This is a genomic window from Microbacterium sp. MYb45 (assembly GCF_002979655.1).
Classification (GTDB): domain Bacteria; phylum Actinomycetota; class Actinomycetes; order Actinomycetales; family Microbacteriaceae; genus Microbacterium.
In genome coordinates this window covers 903,081-919,438 of the sequence record NZ_PCPG01000001.1, presented here as the reverse complement: position 1 = coordinate 919,438, position 16,358 = coordinate 903,081, and the positions used below count along the sequence as shown (strand labels likewise).

Below are 16,358 nucleotides of genomic sequence, written 5' to 3'. Positions count from 1 at the left end.
CGATGGCCCGACCGGACGACTCCGTCTCCCTTTCCGCCCTGGCGAGGCTCGGTTTCGCCGAGTTGAGCGAGGCGGCGGCATCCCTGTCCGAGTTGGCGACGGTTCTCGGAATCTCGCGATCGTCACTTCTCGAAGGAGCGGATGCTGCCGACCCCGACGCCGCGGTGCGGGGAATGGTCCGTGTCGCGCGTCGGGACCCCGGACCCCTGAAGGGCCTGCTCGACATCGCTGAGACGCGTCACCGCGTGTGGCGGGTCTTCGGTGCCTCGGAAGGGCTGGCCGACTTCTTCCTCCGCCATCCCGATCAGCTCTCGGTGCTGGGGGACGCCCTCGACGCGTTGCCGTCGCCGGAGTCGCTCCGGACGCAGCTGCTGGCATCGGTCGGCGCCCGAGATGGCTTCGCGACGTCAGCGGACGATGCCGCGGTCGTGGCCGTGCGTGTCGCGTACCGACGCAGCCTCGCCGCCATCGCCGCCTATGACCTGACCCACCCCGAGCCGAAGACGGTGGTTGCCGCGGTGTCCGCCGCACTGTCGGATGCCGCCGGAGCGGCCTTGGAGGCCTCGCTCGCGATCGCACGCGCGCGTCTCAGTGAGACCACCCCGCGGGAGCAGGTAGCGGCGACGCGGCTCTCGATCATCGGCATGGGAAAGGCGGGCGCCCGCGAGCTCAACTATGTCAGCGACGTGGACGTGATCTTCGTGGGCGGCACCAGCGACGAGGAGGTCGTGACGGAGGCCCGCGCGATCGACATCGCGACGCGGCTGGCCCGCGAGACGATGCGCGGTCTCGACAGCATCGAGGTGGAGCCCCCGCTGTGGGAGGTCGACGCCAACCTGCGGCCCGAGGGCAAGCAGGGTGCCCTCGTGCGTTCGCTCGCCTCGCACCTCGCCTACTACGATCGCTGGGCCAAGAGCTGGGAGTTCCAGGCACTCCTGAAGGCGCGACCTCTCGCCGGAGACGCCGACCTGGGCGCCGAGTACGTCGAGGCGGTGCAGCCGAAGATCTGGTCCAGCGCCGCTCGTGAGGATTTCGTCGAGAGCGTCCAGCGGATGCGCGAGCGCGTGACCGAGCACATCGATCCGGACGACGCGCCATATCAGCTCAAGCTCGGAGCGGGCGGTCTACGCGATATCGAGTTCACCGTGCAGTTGCTTCAGCTGGTCCACGGCCTCACGGACGAGTCGATCCGCACGCGCGGCACGCTCGAGAGTCTCGACGCCCTCGTCACCGGCGGGTACATCGGACGAGCGGATGCCGCGACGTTCGCCGACGACTACCGCATCCTGCGACTCATGGAGCACCGCCTGCAGCTGCGCGAACTGAGCCGCACGCATCTGCTTCCTCGGACTCCCGCCGGTCTGCGCGTACTGGCGCGCAGCACGGCACTCGCCGAGAGCGGCGACGGTGTATGGACGCGATGGGAGGCTGTGCGCCGCGAAGTGCGCGAGATCCACACTCGGCTGTTCTACCGCCCGCTTCTGAGCGCGGTGGCCGGTCTTCCCGAGGAGGAACGCACACTCTCCACGGCGCAGGCGCATGACCGCTTGGCGGCCATCGGGTTCCGCGACCCCGCGGGCGCCCTGCGGCACATCGGTGCACTCACGACCGGGCTCAGCCGCAAGGTGACGATCCAGCGGGCGCTGATGCCGATCATGGTGCGGTGGTTCGCCGACGGAAGCGACCCCGATTACGCGCTTCTCGCGTTCCGTCGCATCAGCGAACGCCTCGGCGACACCCCGTGGTTCCTTCGGATGCTGCGGGACTCGTCGGGTGCTGCCGAGAGCCTCACACGACTGCTGTCCTCGTCACGCTACGTCGGGGAGCTGCTGGAGTGGATCCCGGAATCCGTGGCCTGGCTCGACAGCACCGAACGGCTGCGTCCCCGCGGTGCGGCGGCGCTCGACGAAGAGGCGCGCGCGATCCAGACCCGTCACGAGACCATCGGCGACGCCCTTCGAGCGGTGCGGGCTCTGCGCCGTCGGGAGCTGCTGCGGACCGCGATGGGCGCCGTCCTCGGCGTGCTGACGATCGAAGAGGTGGCTGTCGCGCTCACGGAGATCACCGAGGCGACCATCCAGGCGGCCCTGCGCGCCGTCATCCGGGAGGTGGTTCCCGATGACGCCGCAGAGCTCGACTTCGCCGTCATCGCCATGGGGCGTTTCGGAGGCGCCGAACTCGGTTTCGGGTCGGACGCCGACATCCTCTACGTGTACGACGCGAACGGGGTCGACTCGCAACGGGCGCAGAAGCTCGCCACGCAGATCGTGGCAGGACTCCGCGAGCACCTGACCGATCACAGGCTCCCACTCGATCTCGACGCCGACCTCCGACCGGAGGGGCGGAACGGACCGGTCGTGCGATCGATCGCCGCGTACGCCGAGTACTACCGGCGCTGGTCGCTCTCCTGGGAGGCGCAGGCGCTGCTGCGCGCGCGGGGGGTGGCGGGGAGTGCGAAGCTCATCGAGCGGTTCACGGCCCTCGCGGACACGATCCGCTACCCGGAATCGGTCGACCTCCAGGGAACGCGTGAGATCAAGCGCATCAAGGCCAGGGTCGAGGGGGAGCGGCTGCCGCAGGGCGCTGATCCGCGGCGACATCTGAAGCTCGGCCCCGGCACGCTCAGCGACGTCGAGTGGCTGGTGCAGCTGCTGCAGCTGCAGCATGCGCACGCGATCCCCGGCCTGCGGACCACAGCGACACTCGGTGCGCTGGACGCCGCCGTCGCAGCCGACCTCGTGGAGGAGGGCGACGCCGAGCGGTTACGGGAGGCGTGGCGCCTGTCGAGTCGGCTGCGCTCGGCGATCACACTCCTCACCGGGCAGACGAGCGATCTGCTCCCCGCCGATCGGCGCCAGCTGGATGCGATCGGCAGCCTGCTGGGATACCCGGAGCGTTCGGCGACCGAGCTCGAGGAGGACTACCTCGGCGTTACCCGACGCGCGCGCAAGACCTTCGAGGAGCTGTTCTACGGATAACCACCACCTCGGTTTGCAGTATCGGGCGACGTGTCCCAAGCTGACGATATGACCCCTACGCGCATCGGAATCGTCTGGAACCCCTCGAAGGTCGATCAGAACGTTCTGCAGGACGCGGTGAGCGACGTGTTCGACGAGCAGTACGACATCCGTTGGTGGGAGACGACGCCGGAGGACCCGGGCCGCGGCATGGCCCGGGAGGCTCGTGAAGACGGCCGGGGCATCGTGATCGCCGTCGGGGGAGACGGCACCGTCCGCGCGGTCGCCGAGTCGCTGGCGGGTTCGGAGACCGCCCTCGGGATCGTTCCGCAGGGCACCGGCAACCTCCTCGCCCGCAATCTCGAAGTGCCGCTGAACAACGTCGCCGCAGCCCTCCAGAGGGTTCGGGACGCGGAGCCGCGTCGCATCGATCTCGGTTGGGTGTCGTACGACGGCACCGAGCACGCGTTCGCCGTCATGGTCGGGTTCGGGATCGACGCGCAGATGCTGGTCGAAACCGACGACGACCTCAAGTCGAAGGCCGGCTGGCTGGCCTACGTCGAGGCGATGGGTCGTGCCCTGGCCGGGACCGAGATGACCGACATCACCCTCGCCATCGACGGGGAGAAGGCCGTGGCGGTGCGCGGGCACACCATGCTCATCGGCAACTGCGGAATGGTGCAGGGCGGCATCCGCCTGCTCCCCGATGCCGTTCTCGACGACGGCAAGCTCGATGTGCTCATGATCAGTGCCGACGGCGCCCTGCAGTGGTTGGACACCCTGCGCTCCTTCGTCTGGGACAACGGCATCCGACGGATCTTCGGTGCGACCGATGAGGCGGTCAGCACCGATTCCGCGCGCCACCTGCCCGTCGAGAACATCTCGGTTCAGTTGAAGACGCCTCTCATGTTCGAGATCGACGGTGAGGAGATGGGCGAGCTCTCCGCATTCGAGGTGCGCGTGGAAGCCGGCGCTCTGCTCGTACGCTGAAAGGTGTTCGGCCGGCGGACGGCGCGGGTCAGGCGGCGGTGACCGGGGGCACGATCTTCCGGTCCTGAGCGGGGAACGTCACCTTCTGCACGATGATGATGATGCTCGCGGCGACCGGGATGGCGACGAGTGCTCCGAGGATGCCGCCCAGTGCGCCACCGGCGACCGCGGCGATGACCACCAGCGCCCCGGGAACCGCGACGGCCTTGCTCATGATGCGCGGCGAGAGCACATATGCCTCGATCTGCATGTAGATCAGGTAGTAGATGATCGCGATCAGTGCGGTCAGCGGCGAGACGAAGAGGCAGATCAGCGAGTTGATGATCGATGCCGTCAGCGTTCCCACCAAAGGGATCATGGATCCGATGAAGGCGATGAGGGCGAGTAGCGCGGGGACCGGCGCCCCGATGATGCTGAGGAAGATCAGGCTCAGGACGCCGTTGATGAGCGCCAAGCTCGCCTGCCCGATCACATAGCGCCCGACCGCGCCGGAGACGTCTTCGAGCAGGCCGCTGAAGGTTCCCCGCTGGTAGGCGGGGACGAAGCGCGCGGCCACATGCTTCATGCTCCGCAGGGACGCCATGAAGTACAGCGTCAGGATCAGGACGATCGTGATGCCGGTGAACCCACCGGCGATCCCCGCGCCGACCGCGAACACGCCGCCGCCGATGTCGAGGAAGTTGTCCGGGTCTCCGACGAAGTCAAGGATGCCCTGGACGGCATCCTTGATGCTCGAGCCGAACTGGCCGCTGACGTCTTTGTACCAGGCGCTGGCCATGAAGTCCTCGACCATCTGCGGGCCGTCCTTGATCAGGTTGCTGATCTGCTCGACGAGGATCGGGACGATGGCGAGGATGATTCCCGCGAAGGCGAGGACCACACCGGCGACGACGATGGTGACAGCGGCCGGGCGCGGGAGTTTCTTCTCGATGAACGTGACGATCGGGTCCAGTCCGAGGGCGAGGAAGATCGCCACGCCGATGTAGACGAGCACGGTCGCGAGCTGACCGATGATGCTGCCGACTGCCAACGCGACCAGGACCCCGAGCGCACCGAGCAGACCGAACATGAACGGGTTCGTGCGCGCATATGCGGCCACCGCGTTCGACGGCTGTGACGGCGCGGCTTCCACAGGTGTGCGCGGTTCGGCCTTCGCGATCACTCTTCTACGGCGCATGGTTCCCCCGGTCGATGGTCAGACTCACCAGTTGATCATTCGTGTGCCCGGCGGTCAAGCGCAGAGTCCGCGCGGCGGCGTAGTCGGTCGCCTCGGCACGGCTGCCGGACCGATATGGTGGGATCGAGGGCCCCGTACCCGGGGGGCCGGGCTGCGGTGGGGAACCGCATGGGGAGGGTTTCATTGTGCTGTGGGGACGCGTTTCACCGAGAGAAGTCGACCGTTCGTCGACGTTCGAACCCGACGCGCCACGTGCGCTCAGGGGGAAGCACACGCTGACTCTCTCGCGACGCCGCTGAGGTGGCCGGAGAGAACCGCCCGTCGCCCTTCCCGGCGCTGGGCGTCTGTCGAGCGCGATCGGGAGTCGTGTCGTGCCCGTGACGAGAGCGCGCACGCTGGCCATGTTCGGGAGCGTGCGCATCCGCGAGTTCGTGGCGGGGCGCGATGACGCGCGTTCGAGGCTCGACCGCGTGCCGGGACTGATCGGACTGCACAGTGTCCGCTCCGGCAGCATCGACATCGGCTCCCCGTCCGGAACGGTGCGACTGGCGGAGAACGATGCTTTTCTGCTCAACCACGATGCGACCGTTCTGACTTCGCCGCTGAAGCGACTGCGTCTGCTCTCGATCGTCCTGCCCGCGGAGGTGCTCGCCGGGTTCGCGGCGCCGGCGCCGGGCGAGATCCGGCCCGTGTCACCGTCGACGTCACTGCTCGACCCGGCGGTCGCGTTCGCCGAGCGGGCGGCCGTCGTGGACGCCGATCCGGTGAGCGCCTTCGGGAACTACTACCTCGAGCGTCTCCTGCAGGAGATGGTGCTGGGCGTGGCTGTCGAGGCCACCCGTGCCGCGGCGGCCGGCCTTCCGCCCGATCATCATCGCGATGCCCTGAACCTGATCACCGCGCAGGCGTCAGATCCTTTGCTGTCGCCGCGCGGCGTCGCCGAGCAGCTCCGGCTTTCCCTGCGTCAGCTGCAACGTGCGTTCCGGGCACAGGGTACGACGGTGGAACGGGAGATCCGCCGATCGCGCGTCGAGCATGCGATCGGTCTGCTCACGGATCCCGCGTACGACCGCCTGAGCATCGAGGAGATCGGTCGGTACTCCGGCCTCTCCGGCGGGTCGAGCCTGGCGCGGGCGATGGCGCACGAGGGGCGGCGTGCCCCGTTGGAGGTCCGACGGCGACGAGAGGGATGACCCCCGTCGGCGGTGCGCGTCATACCCAGCGCGACACCCCTGGTCGAGAAAGCGACATGTGCGTGCCGGACGGGAAGTGCCGGTCGTCCCCGCTGCCAGCATGACGGATGGCCGGCCGTACTCCCATTCGCGGCTGCCGCACGAGCGCGGAACCCGCCGCGCGATCCACATGGGTCCAGCGAGTGTGCCGATGCGTCGAAGCTCCGCGTGGCCAGTGCCACGCGGCGAGACGTCGTGACACCGGTCACCCGAGTGGACTGTGCCGACCCCCAAGGAGAACATCGAGATGAATGAGAACGAGAACCAGCGCGGTGCCGGCTTCGACCGCCGCACCGTGATCAAGGCGGCGGCCTGGTCGGCACCGGTCATCGCGGTAGCCGTCGCCACCCCGCTCGCCGCCGCGAGCGAGAACACGCCCGACCCCCAGCCGCAGCCGGCCCCTGGAGGGGGGCTCTCGTCGTGGCAGGGCGGCACCTCGGTCCAGACCTGGACGGCCACGCAGCCGAACCGCGTGCAGGTGAACACGGGGCAGACCCTCGGCTTCAACGCTTTCGACGGCACCACCGGCGACATGGAGCCGGCGGGCAAGTTCACGTCGGGGACCGCCACCGTCACCGTCGCGTGGGGTGCCGGTAACGGCGTGACCGACCCGGGCAGCTACCGCCTCCAGGAGCAGAACCTCCACGGATGGACCCGCGTCGGATCGCTTCCGGCCGACGGCACCTCGGGGAGCGTGACCTACACCTACAGCGGTGTGCTGAACGGCGCGGAGAACCTCGTGCAGCTGCCGGTGCTCTGGCTCCTGCCGTCCGCAGGGGGTGCGCTCGTCGACACGTACGTGAATACCACGCTCTCGTCGGACTTCCTCAGCGAGAAGACCTCCGGCTCGAAGGTGCCGTAACTACCGCGTATCGACGTTGTGATCGGAGAAGCGCCCGCCGGGATGACCGGCGGGCGCTTCGTCGTGCGCGTCTTCTCCCACCGGGCTGTGCACATCATCGGGCAAGCGTCGAGCGCACGGCCTCGCGTCGGGTGGTCACACCGAGCTTCCGGTAGACCGAGCGGATGTGCGTCTTGACGGTCGGGTAGGCCACACCGAGGTGCGCGGCGATCTCCTCGGCCGTCATCGTCGTGCGCAGGCACCCGAGAACCTCGCTCTCCCGCGGCGTGAGCACACCGGCGAGGCGTCGCGACAGTTGTCCTCGTCGCTCCAGGACGACGGCGAGGAAGGGATCATGACGTGATCCCCGATGCGCGTGCGCGCTGAGGAGGTCACCGATCAGCGGGTCGTCCGAAAGGAACGGGGCGAGGATCCGCTCCGACGAGGCGGCCTCCAGCGCTCGGTCCAGGAGCTCGTGTGCTTCCGGCCCGCGACCGGCCGCAGACCGCAGCGCGGCGGAGGTGATCAGCGTGCTCACACGTGCGTACCGGGGCAGGGCGCCCGCCGACGCCAACCGCAGCGCCTGAGCCGCGAGCGCTGGCTCATCGAGGACCCGGTAGAGCTCGGCGAGCACTGCGTGCGCCACCGCGGCACCGGGTCGTGTGAGCGCGGGCGCCGCGATGGTTCGCGCGCGCTGGTCATGCCCCTCCGCATGCGCGAGCAGCGCGGAAACCACCCGCCGTAGCGTGTCCCACGGAATGCCGTGCTTGTCGGCCCTGCTTACGCCACGGATCAGCTCGGATGCCGCGTAGTAGCGGTCGTCACGCTTCAACGCGACGAGGCTCATCACCAGGTAGAGGCGGGCGAGGGCTTCGAAGTTGTGGCCGGGAGCGGTATCGGCGACCGCAGGATCCAGGTGGCGGATCGCCTCGTCGTAGTCCCCGCGCCAGTAGGCGATGGTTCCACGATTCGCCTGGGGGAGACCGCCTTCGAAGACGTCCCAATCGGACGGTGCCGCCGCGACCGGGAGCGCATCGAGGGTCTGCTCGGCCTCTGCGAAGAGCCCGGCGTGGGTCAGCGCGAAGGCGAGGTTCGACTGGGCGAGCCGGAAGGTCTCGTCTCGGTCGTGCAGACGCGCCTCGTCCGCTGCGGAGCGGAGCAGTGCGATGGCCTCGCCGAGGTCCCGCCGGAGTCGGACCTCGGTCCACCCCAGCAGGAAGAGCGCGGAGGGATAGTCGTCCTCCGGGCCGCATCGGGTGAGGGCGTCCCGGGCGCGGTCCGCGGCGACGGCCTTGGCGGAAGCATCCGTCGCGAGAAGAAGCTCGGTGAAGCAGACGACGAAGTCCTCTGCGGCGACGCTCAACCCCTGACCGCGCAGGAATGTCGCACCGTGCGAGTCGCCGAGCAGGTCGCGGCAGCACGCGCGGATCAGGAGAACGTGCGCGTCGTGCGGGTCCGGCTGAGCGAGACAGAGCTGCTCGAGTTCGCGGGTCCGGGACTCGAGGATGAGGCGGAGCCAGTTCCGGCGCAGAGCCGTACGGGCGAGCTCCGGATCAGTGGGGGAGATGTCCTCGCGGACGGCGTCGATCACGCGTCAACGATATCGGCGCCGGGAGAGGCGGGGGCGGCGGATGACCCCGGCTCTCATCCGGCGCGGATGAGAAGCGCATTCCGAGGGGGCGGGACTGGCCAGAATTTCAGCGACGCTCGTGTCTTCGGCCAGACCGCAGAACGGGCACCCGACACTGCTCTTCATCCTCGCGGGACGCGAATGCGCTCCGGCGGGAGAACGGAATCAACAGACATGCTCTTCTGGGAAACGCTCGGCTGGATGCTGTGGGCGACCGTCTTCATCGGCTACCTGTTCGCGCTCTTCGCCATCATCGCGGACCTGTTCCGCGATCGCGGCCTGAACGGGTGGTGGAAGGCGGTGTGGGTCGTCTTCCTGATCTTCCTGCCGTTCCTGACCGTCCTGGTCTACCTCATCGCGCGCGGCCAGGGGATGGCCGAGCGGAGCAGCACGGCGGCGCGTGAATCGGCGGAGGCGACCGAGTCCTACATCCGGGAGGTCGCAGGCAAGACGGCGACCGAGGAGATCGAGGCCGCGGCCCGACTCCGTGATGCGGGCGCGATCAGCTCCGAGGAGTTCGACCGGCTCAAGGCCAAGGCTCTCGCCTGATCCGTTGACATCGACAGCAGGGAAGCTCATGCCCGCAACGAAAGTGACCGTTCGCAGCTTCGCTCGCGCCGAGTCCGACCTCATGTTCTCCCGCCTCGCGGCCGGGGTCGGACTCGGAGCGTGGAATCACAGCCGCGGCCTGAAGTCTCTCGATGATCAGCCGATCATCCGGCAGAACCGCGACACCCTCTACAGCAGCGCCGTCATCGATGTGCGCGAAGATGTCACCCTTACACTGCCGGACACCGCGGGTCGCTACATCTCCGCGTTCGTCGTGAGTCAGGACCACTACGGTCCACTGTTGCTGCGGGATGCCGGTCCCCACGTGCTCACCCGCGACGCGATCGGGACCGACTACGCGGTGATCCTGGTGCGCATCCTGGTCGACCCGAACGATGCCATCGACGTCCTGGAAGTGAACCGTCTCCAGGATGCGATCGTCTTGGAGGGTGGCGGCGTGGGGGCGTTCCCGCTGCCGGAGTACGACGAAGCGTCGCAAGCAGAGACCCGCGACGCGCTCCGCACCCTGGGACGCGGCGTCGCCACCTACGACCACGCCTTCGGAACGCCGGCGGAGGTCGATCCGGTCATGCACCTGCTCGGCACCGCCGGCGGCTGGGGCGGCCTTCCCGAATATGAGGCCACCTACATCAGCATCGATGAGGGGCTGCCGGTGGCTGACTACCGGCTGCGGCTCGAAGACGTGCCGGTCGACGCTTTCTGGTCGGTGTCGCTCTACAACGCCGCCGGCTACTTCGAGCAGAACACTCTCGGGGTGAACAGCATCAACAGTCTGACGGCGGTCGCAGACGACGACGGCGGAGTGACCATCCACTTCGGCGCTGACCCGGTGGGCCACTCGAACGCGTTGCCCATCATGCCGGGTTGGAACTACACACTGCGGCTCTATCGTCCGCAGCAGTCGGTCCTCGATGGCAGCTGGGTCCCGCCGCGCCCTGAGCCGATTCCGACCGACGAACGTTGACGACGGTCGAAGAACAGGAGAAGAGTCGATGAGCATTCCGATCACCCGCCGCATTCCCCTGCGCAGCGCCCCGAACCTGCGTGATCTCGGCGGGCTGCGCGCAGCCGGGGGAGTCCTCCGGTCCGGTGCCGTCTATCGCTCGGCCACACTCGCTCGGCTGGAAGGCGATGACGTCGAGGCCTTCCTCGGGCTGGGCATCACGACCGTCTATGACCTCCGTACGGTCGGCGAGCGCGGCGCGTCACCCGATCGGTTGCCCGACGGCGTGCGGCTCGTCGGGCTGGATGTGCTGGCCGACAGCACCACGGATGTCGCGGCGGGCGTCGGCCAACTCGCCAGTGACCCGGTCGGGCTCGCTGCGACGCTCGGAGACGGGCGCGGCGTCGAGCTGATGCGGGATTCCTACCGGAACATCGTGAGTCTCCCGTCCGCACTCGCGGCCTACAGGGCGTTCTACCTCGACCTCATCGATCCGGCTCGTCGCGGTGGGGCGCTGTTCCACTGCACGACGGGCAAGGATCGCACGGGGTGGGCGGCGGCTTCGCTGCTTCTGCTGCTCGGCGTCAGCGAGGGCGACGTGCGTGCCGACTATCTCGAGACCAACACCGACCTGCTGCCCGCTCTGCAGCCGCTTCTCGCGGCCGCCGCGGCGAAGGGGGTGGACACGAGATTGCTCCTTCCCGTCCTCGGCGTGCGTGCTGAGTATCTCGACGCAGCGATCGACGAGGCGCACACGAGGTTCGGAGGGATCGAGGGCTACGCCGTGGATGGGCTCGGTCTCGACCCCGCTGATCTCGTCGCGCTGCGTCGGCGTCTCGTCCTCCATGACGGCGAGGCGCAGCCGTCGACCCCCGAAAGGTACTCCTCATGAACCCGCAAGACGTCCTCCCGTTCCCGCCGACCCCGTCCGCGAGCATCGCGGGTCGCACGATGCAGGAATCGGTGTACGGCCAGAGGGCGGCTCCGTCGCGGCTTCCCGATGACGCGCCGAACATCCTCATCGTCCTGATCGACGATGCCGGACCTGGTCTTCCGGACACCTTCGGCGGTGAGGTGCGCACCGACACACTGTCCCGCGTGATCGACGAGGGAGTCGGCTTCAACAGGTTCCACACGACCGCGATGTGTTCGCCGACGCGGGCGTCTCTGCTCTCCGGTCGCAATCACCATCGGATCGGGAACGGACAGATCGCCGAGCTGGCGAACGACTGGGATGGGTACGCGGGCGAGATCCCGCGCTCCAGTGCGCTCGGCGCCGAGGTGTTGAAGGACTACGGGTACTCGACCGCCGCGTTCGGCAAATGGCACAACACGCCCGCGATCGAGACGGGAGCCACCGGGCCGTTCCACAACTGGCCCTCCAACATCGGATTCGAGTACTTCTACGGCTTCCTCGCGGGTGAAGCGTCGCAGTACGAGCCCCACCTCGTGAGGAACACCACGAGCGTCCTGCCGCCGAAGACCGCCGCCGAGGGATACCACCTCAGTGAGGATCTCGCCGACGATGCCATCGGCTGGCTCCGCGACCACAAGGCGCTGGCTCCGGACAAGCCGTTCTTCCTGTACTGGGCGTCCGGCGCGATGCACGGCCCGCATCACATCATGAAGGAGTGGGCGGACAAATACTCCGGGCGATTCGACGGCGGCTGGGACGAATACCGCGAGCGGGTCTTCGCGCGTGCCAAGGCGAAGAACTGGATCCCCGAATCGGCGGAGCTGACCGAGCGGGACGCGCGGATGCCCGCGTGGGATGACATCCCCGAAGACGAACGGGAGTTCCAGACCCGGTTGATGGAGATCGCCGCCGGTTTCGGCGAGCACGCCGACGTGCAGGCGGGACGCGTCATCGACGAGATCGAGGCGCTCGGATACGGGGACAACACCCTGATCATGTACATCTGGGGAGACAACGGGTCGTCCGGTGAGGGGCAGAACGGCACGATCAGCGAACTGCTCGCCCAGAACGGCATCCCGTCGACCGTGCAGATGCACATCCAGGCGATGAACGAGATGGGCGGCCTGGACGCTCTCGGCACGGCCAAGGCCGACAACATGTACCACGCGGGATGGGCTTGGGCGGGCAGCACCCCGTACAAGGGTATGAAGCTGCTCGCCTCCCACCTCGGTGGCACACGCAATCCGTTGGCGGTGCGCTGGCCGGCGCGGATCACCCCGGACTCCACGCCGCGGTCGCAGTTCGTGCACTGCACGGACGTGGTCCCCACCCTCTACGACCTGATCGGGATCACTCCGCCTCGCGAGGTCCGCGGCGTGCACCAGGATCCGATCGACGGATCCAGCTTCGCCGCGGCGCTCACGGACCCGGAGGCCGAGGAGACGCACGTCACCCAGTACTTCGAGATCCTCGGCAGCCGGGCCATCTATCACGACGGGTGGATGGCGTCGGCCTTCGGTCCCCGAGCCCCCTGGGTTCCCGGACTGCCGGAGGGGATCGCCGACTGGAGCCCAGACCAGGATGCCTGGGAGCTGTATCACCTCGACGAGGACTGGACGCAGGCTCATGACCTCGCAGACGAGCATCCCGACAAGCTCGCCCAGCTCAAGGAGCTGTTCGCCATCGAGGCGGCGAAGAACAGCGTCTATCCGGTCGGCGGTGGCCTCTGGGTGCCGATTTACCACCCCGAGTTCCGCATCTCGACGCCGTACCGGAGCTGGAGCTTCACCGGCGACCTGCGACGGATGCCGGAGTTCATCGCACCGGCGCTCGGGAACCGCGCGAACAGGGTGACGATCGACGCATCGCTGCCGGAGAACGCCGAGGGAGTGCTCTACGCGCTGGGTGGCGCCGGAGGAGGCCTCACGTGCTACCTGGACGACGGCTACCTCTGCTACGAGTACAACACGTTCATCGTGCACCGCACCAAGATCCGGTCCGCGGAGCGCTTACCCGTGGGGCGCGCGGAGATCGTCGTGGAGACCGGCTACGTCGAAGCGCGGCCGGCTGGACCGCTGCGCATCGACATCTCGCTCGACGGCCGGCAGATCGCGACCGGCACCGTGCCCGTCAGCGTCCCGCTGCTGTTCACCGCCAACGACTGTCTCGACATCGGCGTGTGCCTGGGTGGTTCCGTCTCGCTCGACTACTTCGACCGTGCGCCGTTCGCCTTCACCGGTGAGATCCACGCGGTCGACGTGATCTACACGAGCTGACACCGGCGGTCGAGGTGGAGGTACTGAAGCAGAGCCTCAGGCACGGGTGGAGTTACGACGCTCGACCGCAGGTCTACGAGTACGACGAGACGGCCACCGATGACTTCGGGTTCGCGCGGCTGTGGAGCGGAGGGATGAGTACTGCGCTCCACAGCCGCGCGGGCATCGTTCACGTGGCGGCGATCGTGGAGGGAATCGCCGAGGTGACGGTGGACGGCAGCACCGTGCAGATCGAGGCGGGGCAGATCATCCTGCTCGACGGCGACTCCGCACTCCACGCCCACTCGCCGAAACCGTGGGCGCGCTACGGCTGGTTCTTCCGCGACAGCATCCTGCGGGGGCGGGAGTATCGCCGCCTGATGGGAGAGCCGCGGTCGATCACGCGAGAGTCCCTCCTCGCCATGACCTCTGTGGCCAACACATCGCTCGATGCGAACCGGTCCGGGGTGAAGCCCTCCATCCACTCTCGGATCGCGATGGAGCATCTGGCCGCCGCTGCGGCCTATGAGCATTCGTCCCGGTCCCGCACTGATCCTGTTCACCGAGATGGCCTGTTCCTCGCCGCGCAGACGCTCATCTCCGAGCGGTTTCGCGACCCCGCCCTGACCGTCGAGGTGCTGTGCCGAGATCTCGCCGTGAGTGCCAGTTCACTGCATCGCGCCTATCAGCCGATGGGCATGAGCCCGCGGAGAGAGATCGAGCGTCATCGCGTCGCGGAGGGTCTGCGCCGGCTCGCATCCGACGACGGGAAGCACGGTCCCTCGATGGCGGACATCGCCGCCGAGTCCGGATTCACCTCCGTCGTCACGATGCGACGTGCGCTCACGAGGGCGGGACATCGCGCGCCCCGCGGGAACTGACCGCTCCCACGCTCGTCGCCGTCTCGCGGCTCGGCGTGCCCGAAGGGGAAGTTGCGACAGAGCAATTCCTGTCACGGAGGACCTCTTTGTCGCAGATGCCGCTCCCGCTCTTCAGTCGGGAATGTCGTGTCGAGAGACTGACACTGCTTCACCACCCGCCGCTGGAAGCCGCGATGGAGCAGCACCCGAATCTGTGACGAAAGGCGAACCATGTCGCATACAGCCTCATGGCTTCTCACGTCACCCCCGGGCGTTCCTTTCCTCGCCTCGGGGAACGACACCTTCACCCCGCACGTGGTATCCCCAACATGTGCGTGGTGATGCTCGCCGGCTCTTCGTGACCGGCTGGAGCGGCGAGGACCTTCGGGAATCATGTTCGGCCCCCAGCCGGACTCGTTCCCGGAGGTCCTTGCAGTCGCGTCGGCGACGTCGTGATCCACTCCCGCTACCGCGTCGCGTACGGGACTGTACGCGGAAGAGCCCGCCTCAGCCGAAGCTGAGGCGGGCTCTTCACGATGCGCTGCGGTCGTCAGACCCCGAAGTACAGCTCGTACTCGAACGGGTGCGGGCGCTGGGCCATCGGCAGGATCTCGTTCTCGTACTTGTACGAGATCCAGGTCTCGATGAGCTCCTTGGTGAACACGCCGCCCTCGAGGAGGAACTGGTGGTCGGCCGCCAGGGCGTCGAGCGAGTCGAGCAGCGAGTTCGGCACCTGGGGGATGTCCTTGGCCTCCTCGGGCGGAAGCTCGTAGAGGTCCTTGTCGACCGGCTCGTGCGGCTCGATGCGGTTCTTGATGCCGTCGAGGCCCGCCATCAGCTGCGCGGCGAAGGCGAGGTACGGGTTTCCGGAGGCGTCGGGCGCGCGGAACTCGATGCGCTTGGCCTTCGGGTTGGAGCCCGTGATCGGGATGCGGATCGCGGCGGAGCGGTTTCCGGCCGAGTAGACCAGGTTGACCGGAGCCTCGAAGCCCTTCACCAGACGGTGGTAGCTGTTCAGCGTCGGGTTGGTGAAGGCGAGCAGGGCCGGCGCGTGCGCCAGGATGCCGCCGATGTACCAGCGTGCGATGTCGCTGAGCTGACCGTAGCCGGCCTCGTCGTAGAAGAGCGGCTTGCCGTCGCTCCACAGCGACTGGTGCGTGTGCATTCCTGAGCCGTTGTCGCCGTAGAGGGGCTTGGGCATGAAGGTCGCGACCTTGCCCCACTCCTCGGCGGTGTTCTTGACGATGTACTTGAACTTCAGGATGTCGTCCGCCGCGTGGACCATCGTGTCGAAGCGGTAGTTGATCTCCTGCTGCCCGCCGGTGCCGACCTCGTGGTGCGAGCGCTCGAGGATGAAGCCGGCGTCGATCAGCTTGAGGGTGATGTCGTCGCGGAGGTCAGCGGTCTTGTCGACCGGGCTCACCGGGAAGTAGCCGCCCTTGTACGGGGTCTTGTTGCCGAGGTTGCCGCCCTCTTCTTCGCGGCCGGTGTTCCAGGCGCCCTCTTCCGAGTCGACGCTGTAGAAGCTGGAGTTCGAGGTGACGTTGTAGCGGACGTCGTCGAAGATGTAGAACTCGGCCTCGGGGGCGAAGAACGCGGTGTCGGCGATGCCCGTCGACGTCAGGTACTTCTCGGCCTTCTTGGCGACCTGACGCGGGTCCTTCGAGTAGATCTCGCCGGTGCGCGGGTTGTAGATGTCGAACAGCATCACGAGGGTGCTCGCCTCGCGGAAGGGGTCGACGTACGCGGTGGTGACGTCGGGGATGAGCTGCATGTCCGACTCGTGGATGCTCGCGAAACCGCGGATCGAGGAGCCGTCGAACAGCTGACCGTCGGTGAAGAAAGCCTCGTCGACCGTCGATGCAGGAATGTTGAAGTGCTGCTGTACACCAGGGAGATCGGTGAAACGGATGTCAAGGAACTTGACGTCGTTCTCCTTGATGTAGGTCAGTACCTCGGACGAATCTTTGAACATGTACGACTCCTG

12 protein-coding genes are annotated in these 16,358 nt (G+C 67.7%); 9 read left to right on the top strand and 3 right to left on the bottom strand.

From position 1 onward, the window contains the following. The first annotated feature begins 2 nt into the window (after positions 1-2). Together CQ034_RS04355 and CQ034_RS04350 are read left to right on the top strand one after the other, a co-directional pair. Entirely contained in the window at positions 3-2,978 is a 2,976-nt protein-coding gene (locus CQ034_RS04355) for a bifunctional [glutamine synthetase] adenylyltransferase/[glutamine synthetase]-adenylyl-L-tyrosine phosphorylase (protein ID WP_105710048.1), read from the top strand. A gap of 48 nt (positions 2,979-3,026) precedes the next feature. Continuing rightward, the gene (locus CQ034_RS04350; protein ID WP_105710047.1) at positions 3,027-3,947 is read left to right on the top strand and encodes a diacylglycerol kinase family protein; all 921 of its coding nucleotides are present in this window, start codon (positions 3,027-3,029) and stop codon (positions 3,945-3,947) included. Positions 3,948-3,975: 28 nt separating this feature from the next. On the opposite strand, the gene CQ034_RS04345 is transcribed toward CQ034_RS04350, so the two are convergent. Continuing rightward, on the bottom strand, positions 3,976-5,124 hold the full coding sequence (locus tag CQ034_RS04345; protein WP_105710046.1) for an AI-2E family transporter: 1,149 nt from the start codon (positions 5,122-5,124) through the stop codon (positions 3,976-3,978). Between the two features lie 371 nt (positions 5,125-5,495). Here CQ034_RS04345 and CQ034_RS19660 point away from each other — a divergent pair, with 371 nt between their 5' ends. Both CQ034_RS19660 and CQ034_RS04335 read left to right on the top strand, forming a co-directional pair. Next, a complete protein-coding gene (locus tag CQ034_RS19660) occupies positions 5,496-6,317 on the top strand; it encodes a helix-turn-helix domain-containing protein (protein ID WP_219860757.1) in 822 nt (273 codons plus the stop codon). 286 nt (positions 6,318-6,603) lie between these two features. Further along, the gene (locus CQ034_RS04335) at positions 6,604-7,218 is read left to right on the top strand and encodes a hypothetical protein (protein WP_146114795.1); all 615 of its coding nucleotides are present in this window, start codon (positions 6,604-6,606) and stop codon (positions 7,216-7,218) included. Positions 7,219-7,312: 94 nt separating this feature from the next. Here CQ034_RS04335 and CQ034_RS04330 read toward each other — a convergent pair whose 3' ends face one another. Further along, positions 7,313-8,788, bottom strand: a complete 1,476-nt coding sequence (locus tag CQ034_RS04330; RefSeq protein WP_105710043.1) for a LuxR C-terminal-related transcriptional regulator — start codon at positions 8,786-8,788, stop codon at positions 7,313-7,315. 213 nt (positions 8,789-9,001) lie between these two features. On the opposite strand from CQ034_RS04330, the gene CQ034_RS04325 reads away from it, so the two are divergent. The 5 genes from CQ034_RS04325 to CQ034_RS04305 all read left to right on the top strand — a co-directional run bounded on the left by CQ034_RS04325 (position 9,002) and on the right by CQ034_RS04305 (position 14,392). Then, on the top strand, positions 9,002-9,376 hold the full coding sequence (locus CQ034_RS04325; RefSeq protein WP_105710042.1) for an SHOCT domain-containing protein: 375 nt from the start codon (positions 9,002-9,004) through the stop codon (positions 9,374-9,376). A 28-nt stretch (positions 9,377-9,404) separates the two neighbouring features. Further along, a complete protein-coding gene (locus CQ034_RS04320) occupies positions 9,405-10,361 on the top strand; it encodes a DUF1214 domain-containing protein (RefSeq protein ID WP_105710041.1) in 957 nt (318 codons plus the stop codon). A 28-nt stretch (positions 10,362-10,389) separates the two neighbouring features. Beyond that, the gene (locus CQ034_RS04315; protein ID WP_036303301.1) at positions 10,390-11,232 is read left to right on the top strand and encodes a tyrosine-protein phosphatase; all 843 of its coding nucleotides are present in this window, start codon (positions 10,390-10,392) and stop codon (positions 11,230-11,232) included. Next, positions 11,229-13,532, top strand: coding sequence for an arylsulfatase (locus CQ034_RS04310; protein WP_105710040.1), 2,304 nt, complete (start codon positions 11,229-11,231; stop codon positions 13,530-13,532). The genes CQ034_RS04315 and CQ034_RS04310 overlap by 4 nt, the downstream gene beginning before the upstream one ends. 134 nt (positions 13,533-13,666) lie before the next feature. Further along, a complete protein-coding gene (locus CQ034_RS04305; protein WP_146114794.1) occupies positions 13,667-14,392 on the top strand; it encodes a helix-turn-helix domain-containing protein in 726 nt (241 codons plus the stop codon). 529 nt (positions 14,393-14,921) lie between these two features. Here CQ034_RS04305 and glnA read toward each other — a convergent pair. Next, the gene (glnA, locus tag CQ034_RS04300) at positions 14,922-16,346 is read right to left on the bottom strand and encodes a type I glutamate--ammonia ligase (protein ID WP_029262830.1); all 1,425 of its coding nucleotides are present in this window, start codon (positions 16,344-16,346) and stop codon (positions 14,922-14,924) included. Positions 16,347-16,358 lie beyond the last annotated feature (12 nt).

What these genes read in the sequence shown, in the direction of transcription:
- CQ034_RS04355 (WP_105710048.1), top strand. Translation starts at nt 3, where the DNA reads ATGGCCCGACCGGACGACTCCGTCTCCCTTTCCGCCCTGGCGAGGCTC.
- CQ034_RS04350 (WP_105710047.1), top strand. Translation starts at nt 3,027, where the DNA reads ATGACCCCTACGCGCATCGGAATCGTCTGGAACCCCTCGAAGGTCGAT.
- CQ034_RS04345 (WP_105710046.1), bottom strand. Translation starts at nt 5,124, where the DNA reads ATGCGCCGTAGAAGAGTGATCGCGAAGGCCGAACCGCGCACACCTGTG.
- CQ034_RS04335 (WP_146114795.1), top strand. Translation starts at nt 6,604, where the DNA reads ATGAATGAGAACGAGAACCAGCGCGGTGCCGGCTTCGACCGCCGCACC.
- CQ034_RS04325 (WP_105710042.1), top strand. Translation starts at nt 9,002, where the DNA reads ATGCTCTTCTGGGAAACGCTCGGCTGGATGCTGTGGGCGACCGTCTTC.
- CQ034_RS04320 (WP_105710041.1), top strand. Translation starts at nt 9,405, where the DNA reads ATGCCCGCAACGAAAGTGACCGTTCGCAGCTTCGCTCGCGCCGAGTCC.
- CQ034_RS04315 (WP_036303301.1), top strand. Translation starts at nt 10,390, where the DNA reads ATGAGCATTCCGATCACCCGCCGCATTCCCCTGCGCAGCGCCCCGAAC.
- CQ034_RS04310 (WP_105710040.1), top strand. Translation starts at nt 11,229, where the DNA reads ATGAACCCGCAAGACGTCCTCCCGTTCCCGCCGACCCCGTCCGCGAGC.
- CQ034_RS04305 (WP_146114794.1), top strand. Translation starts at nt 13,667, where the DNA reads ATGAGTACTGCGCTCCACAGCCGCGCGGGCATCGTTCACGTGGCGGCG.
- glnA (WP_029262830.1), bottom strand. Translation starts at nt 16,346, where the DNA reads ATGTTCAAAGATTCGTCCGAGGTACTGACCTACATCAAGGAGAACGAC.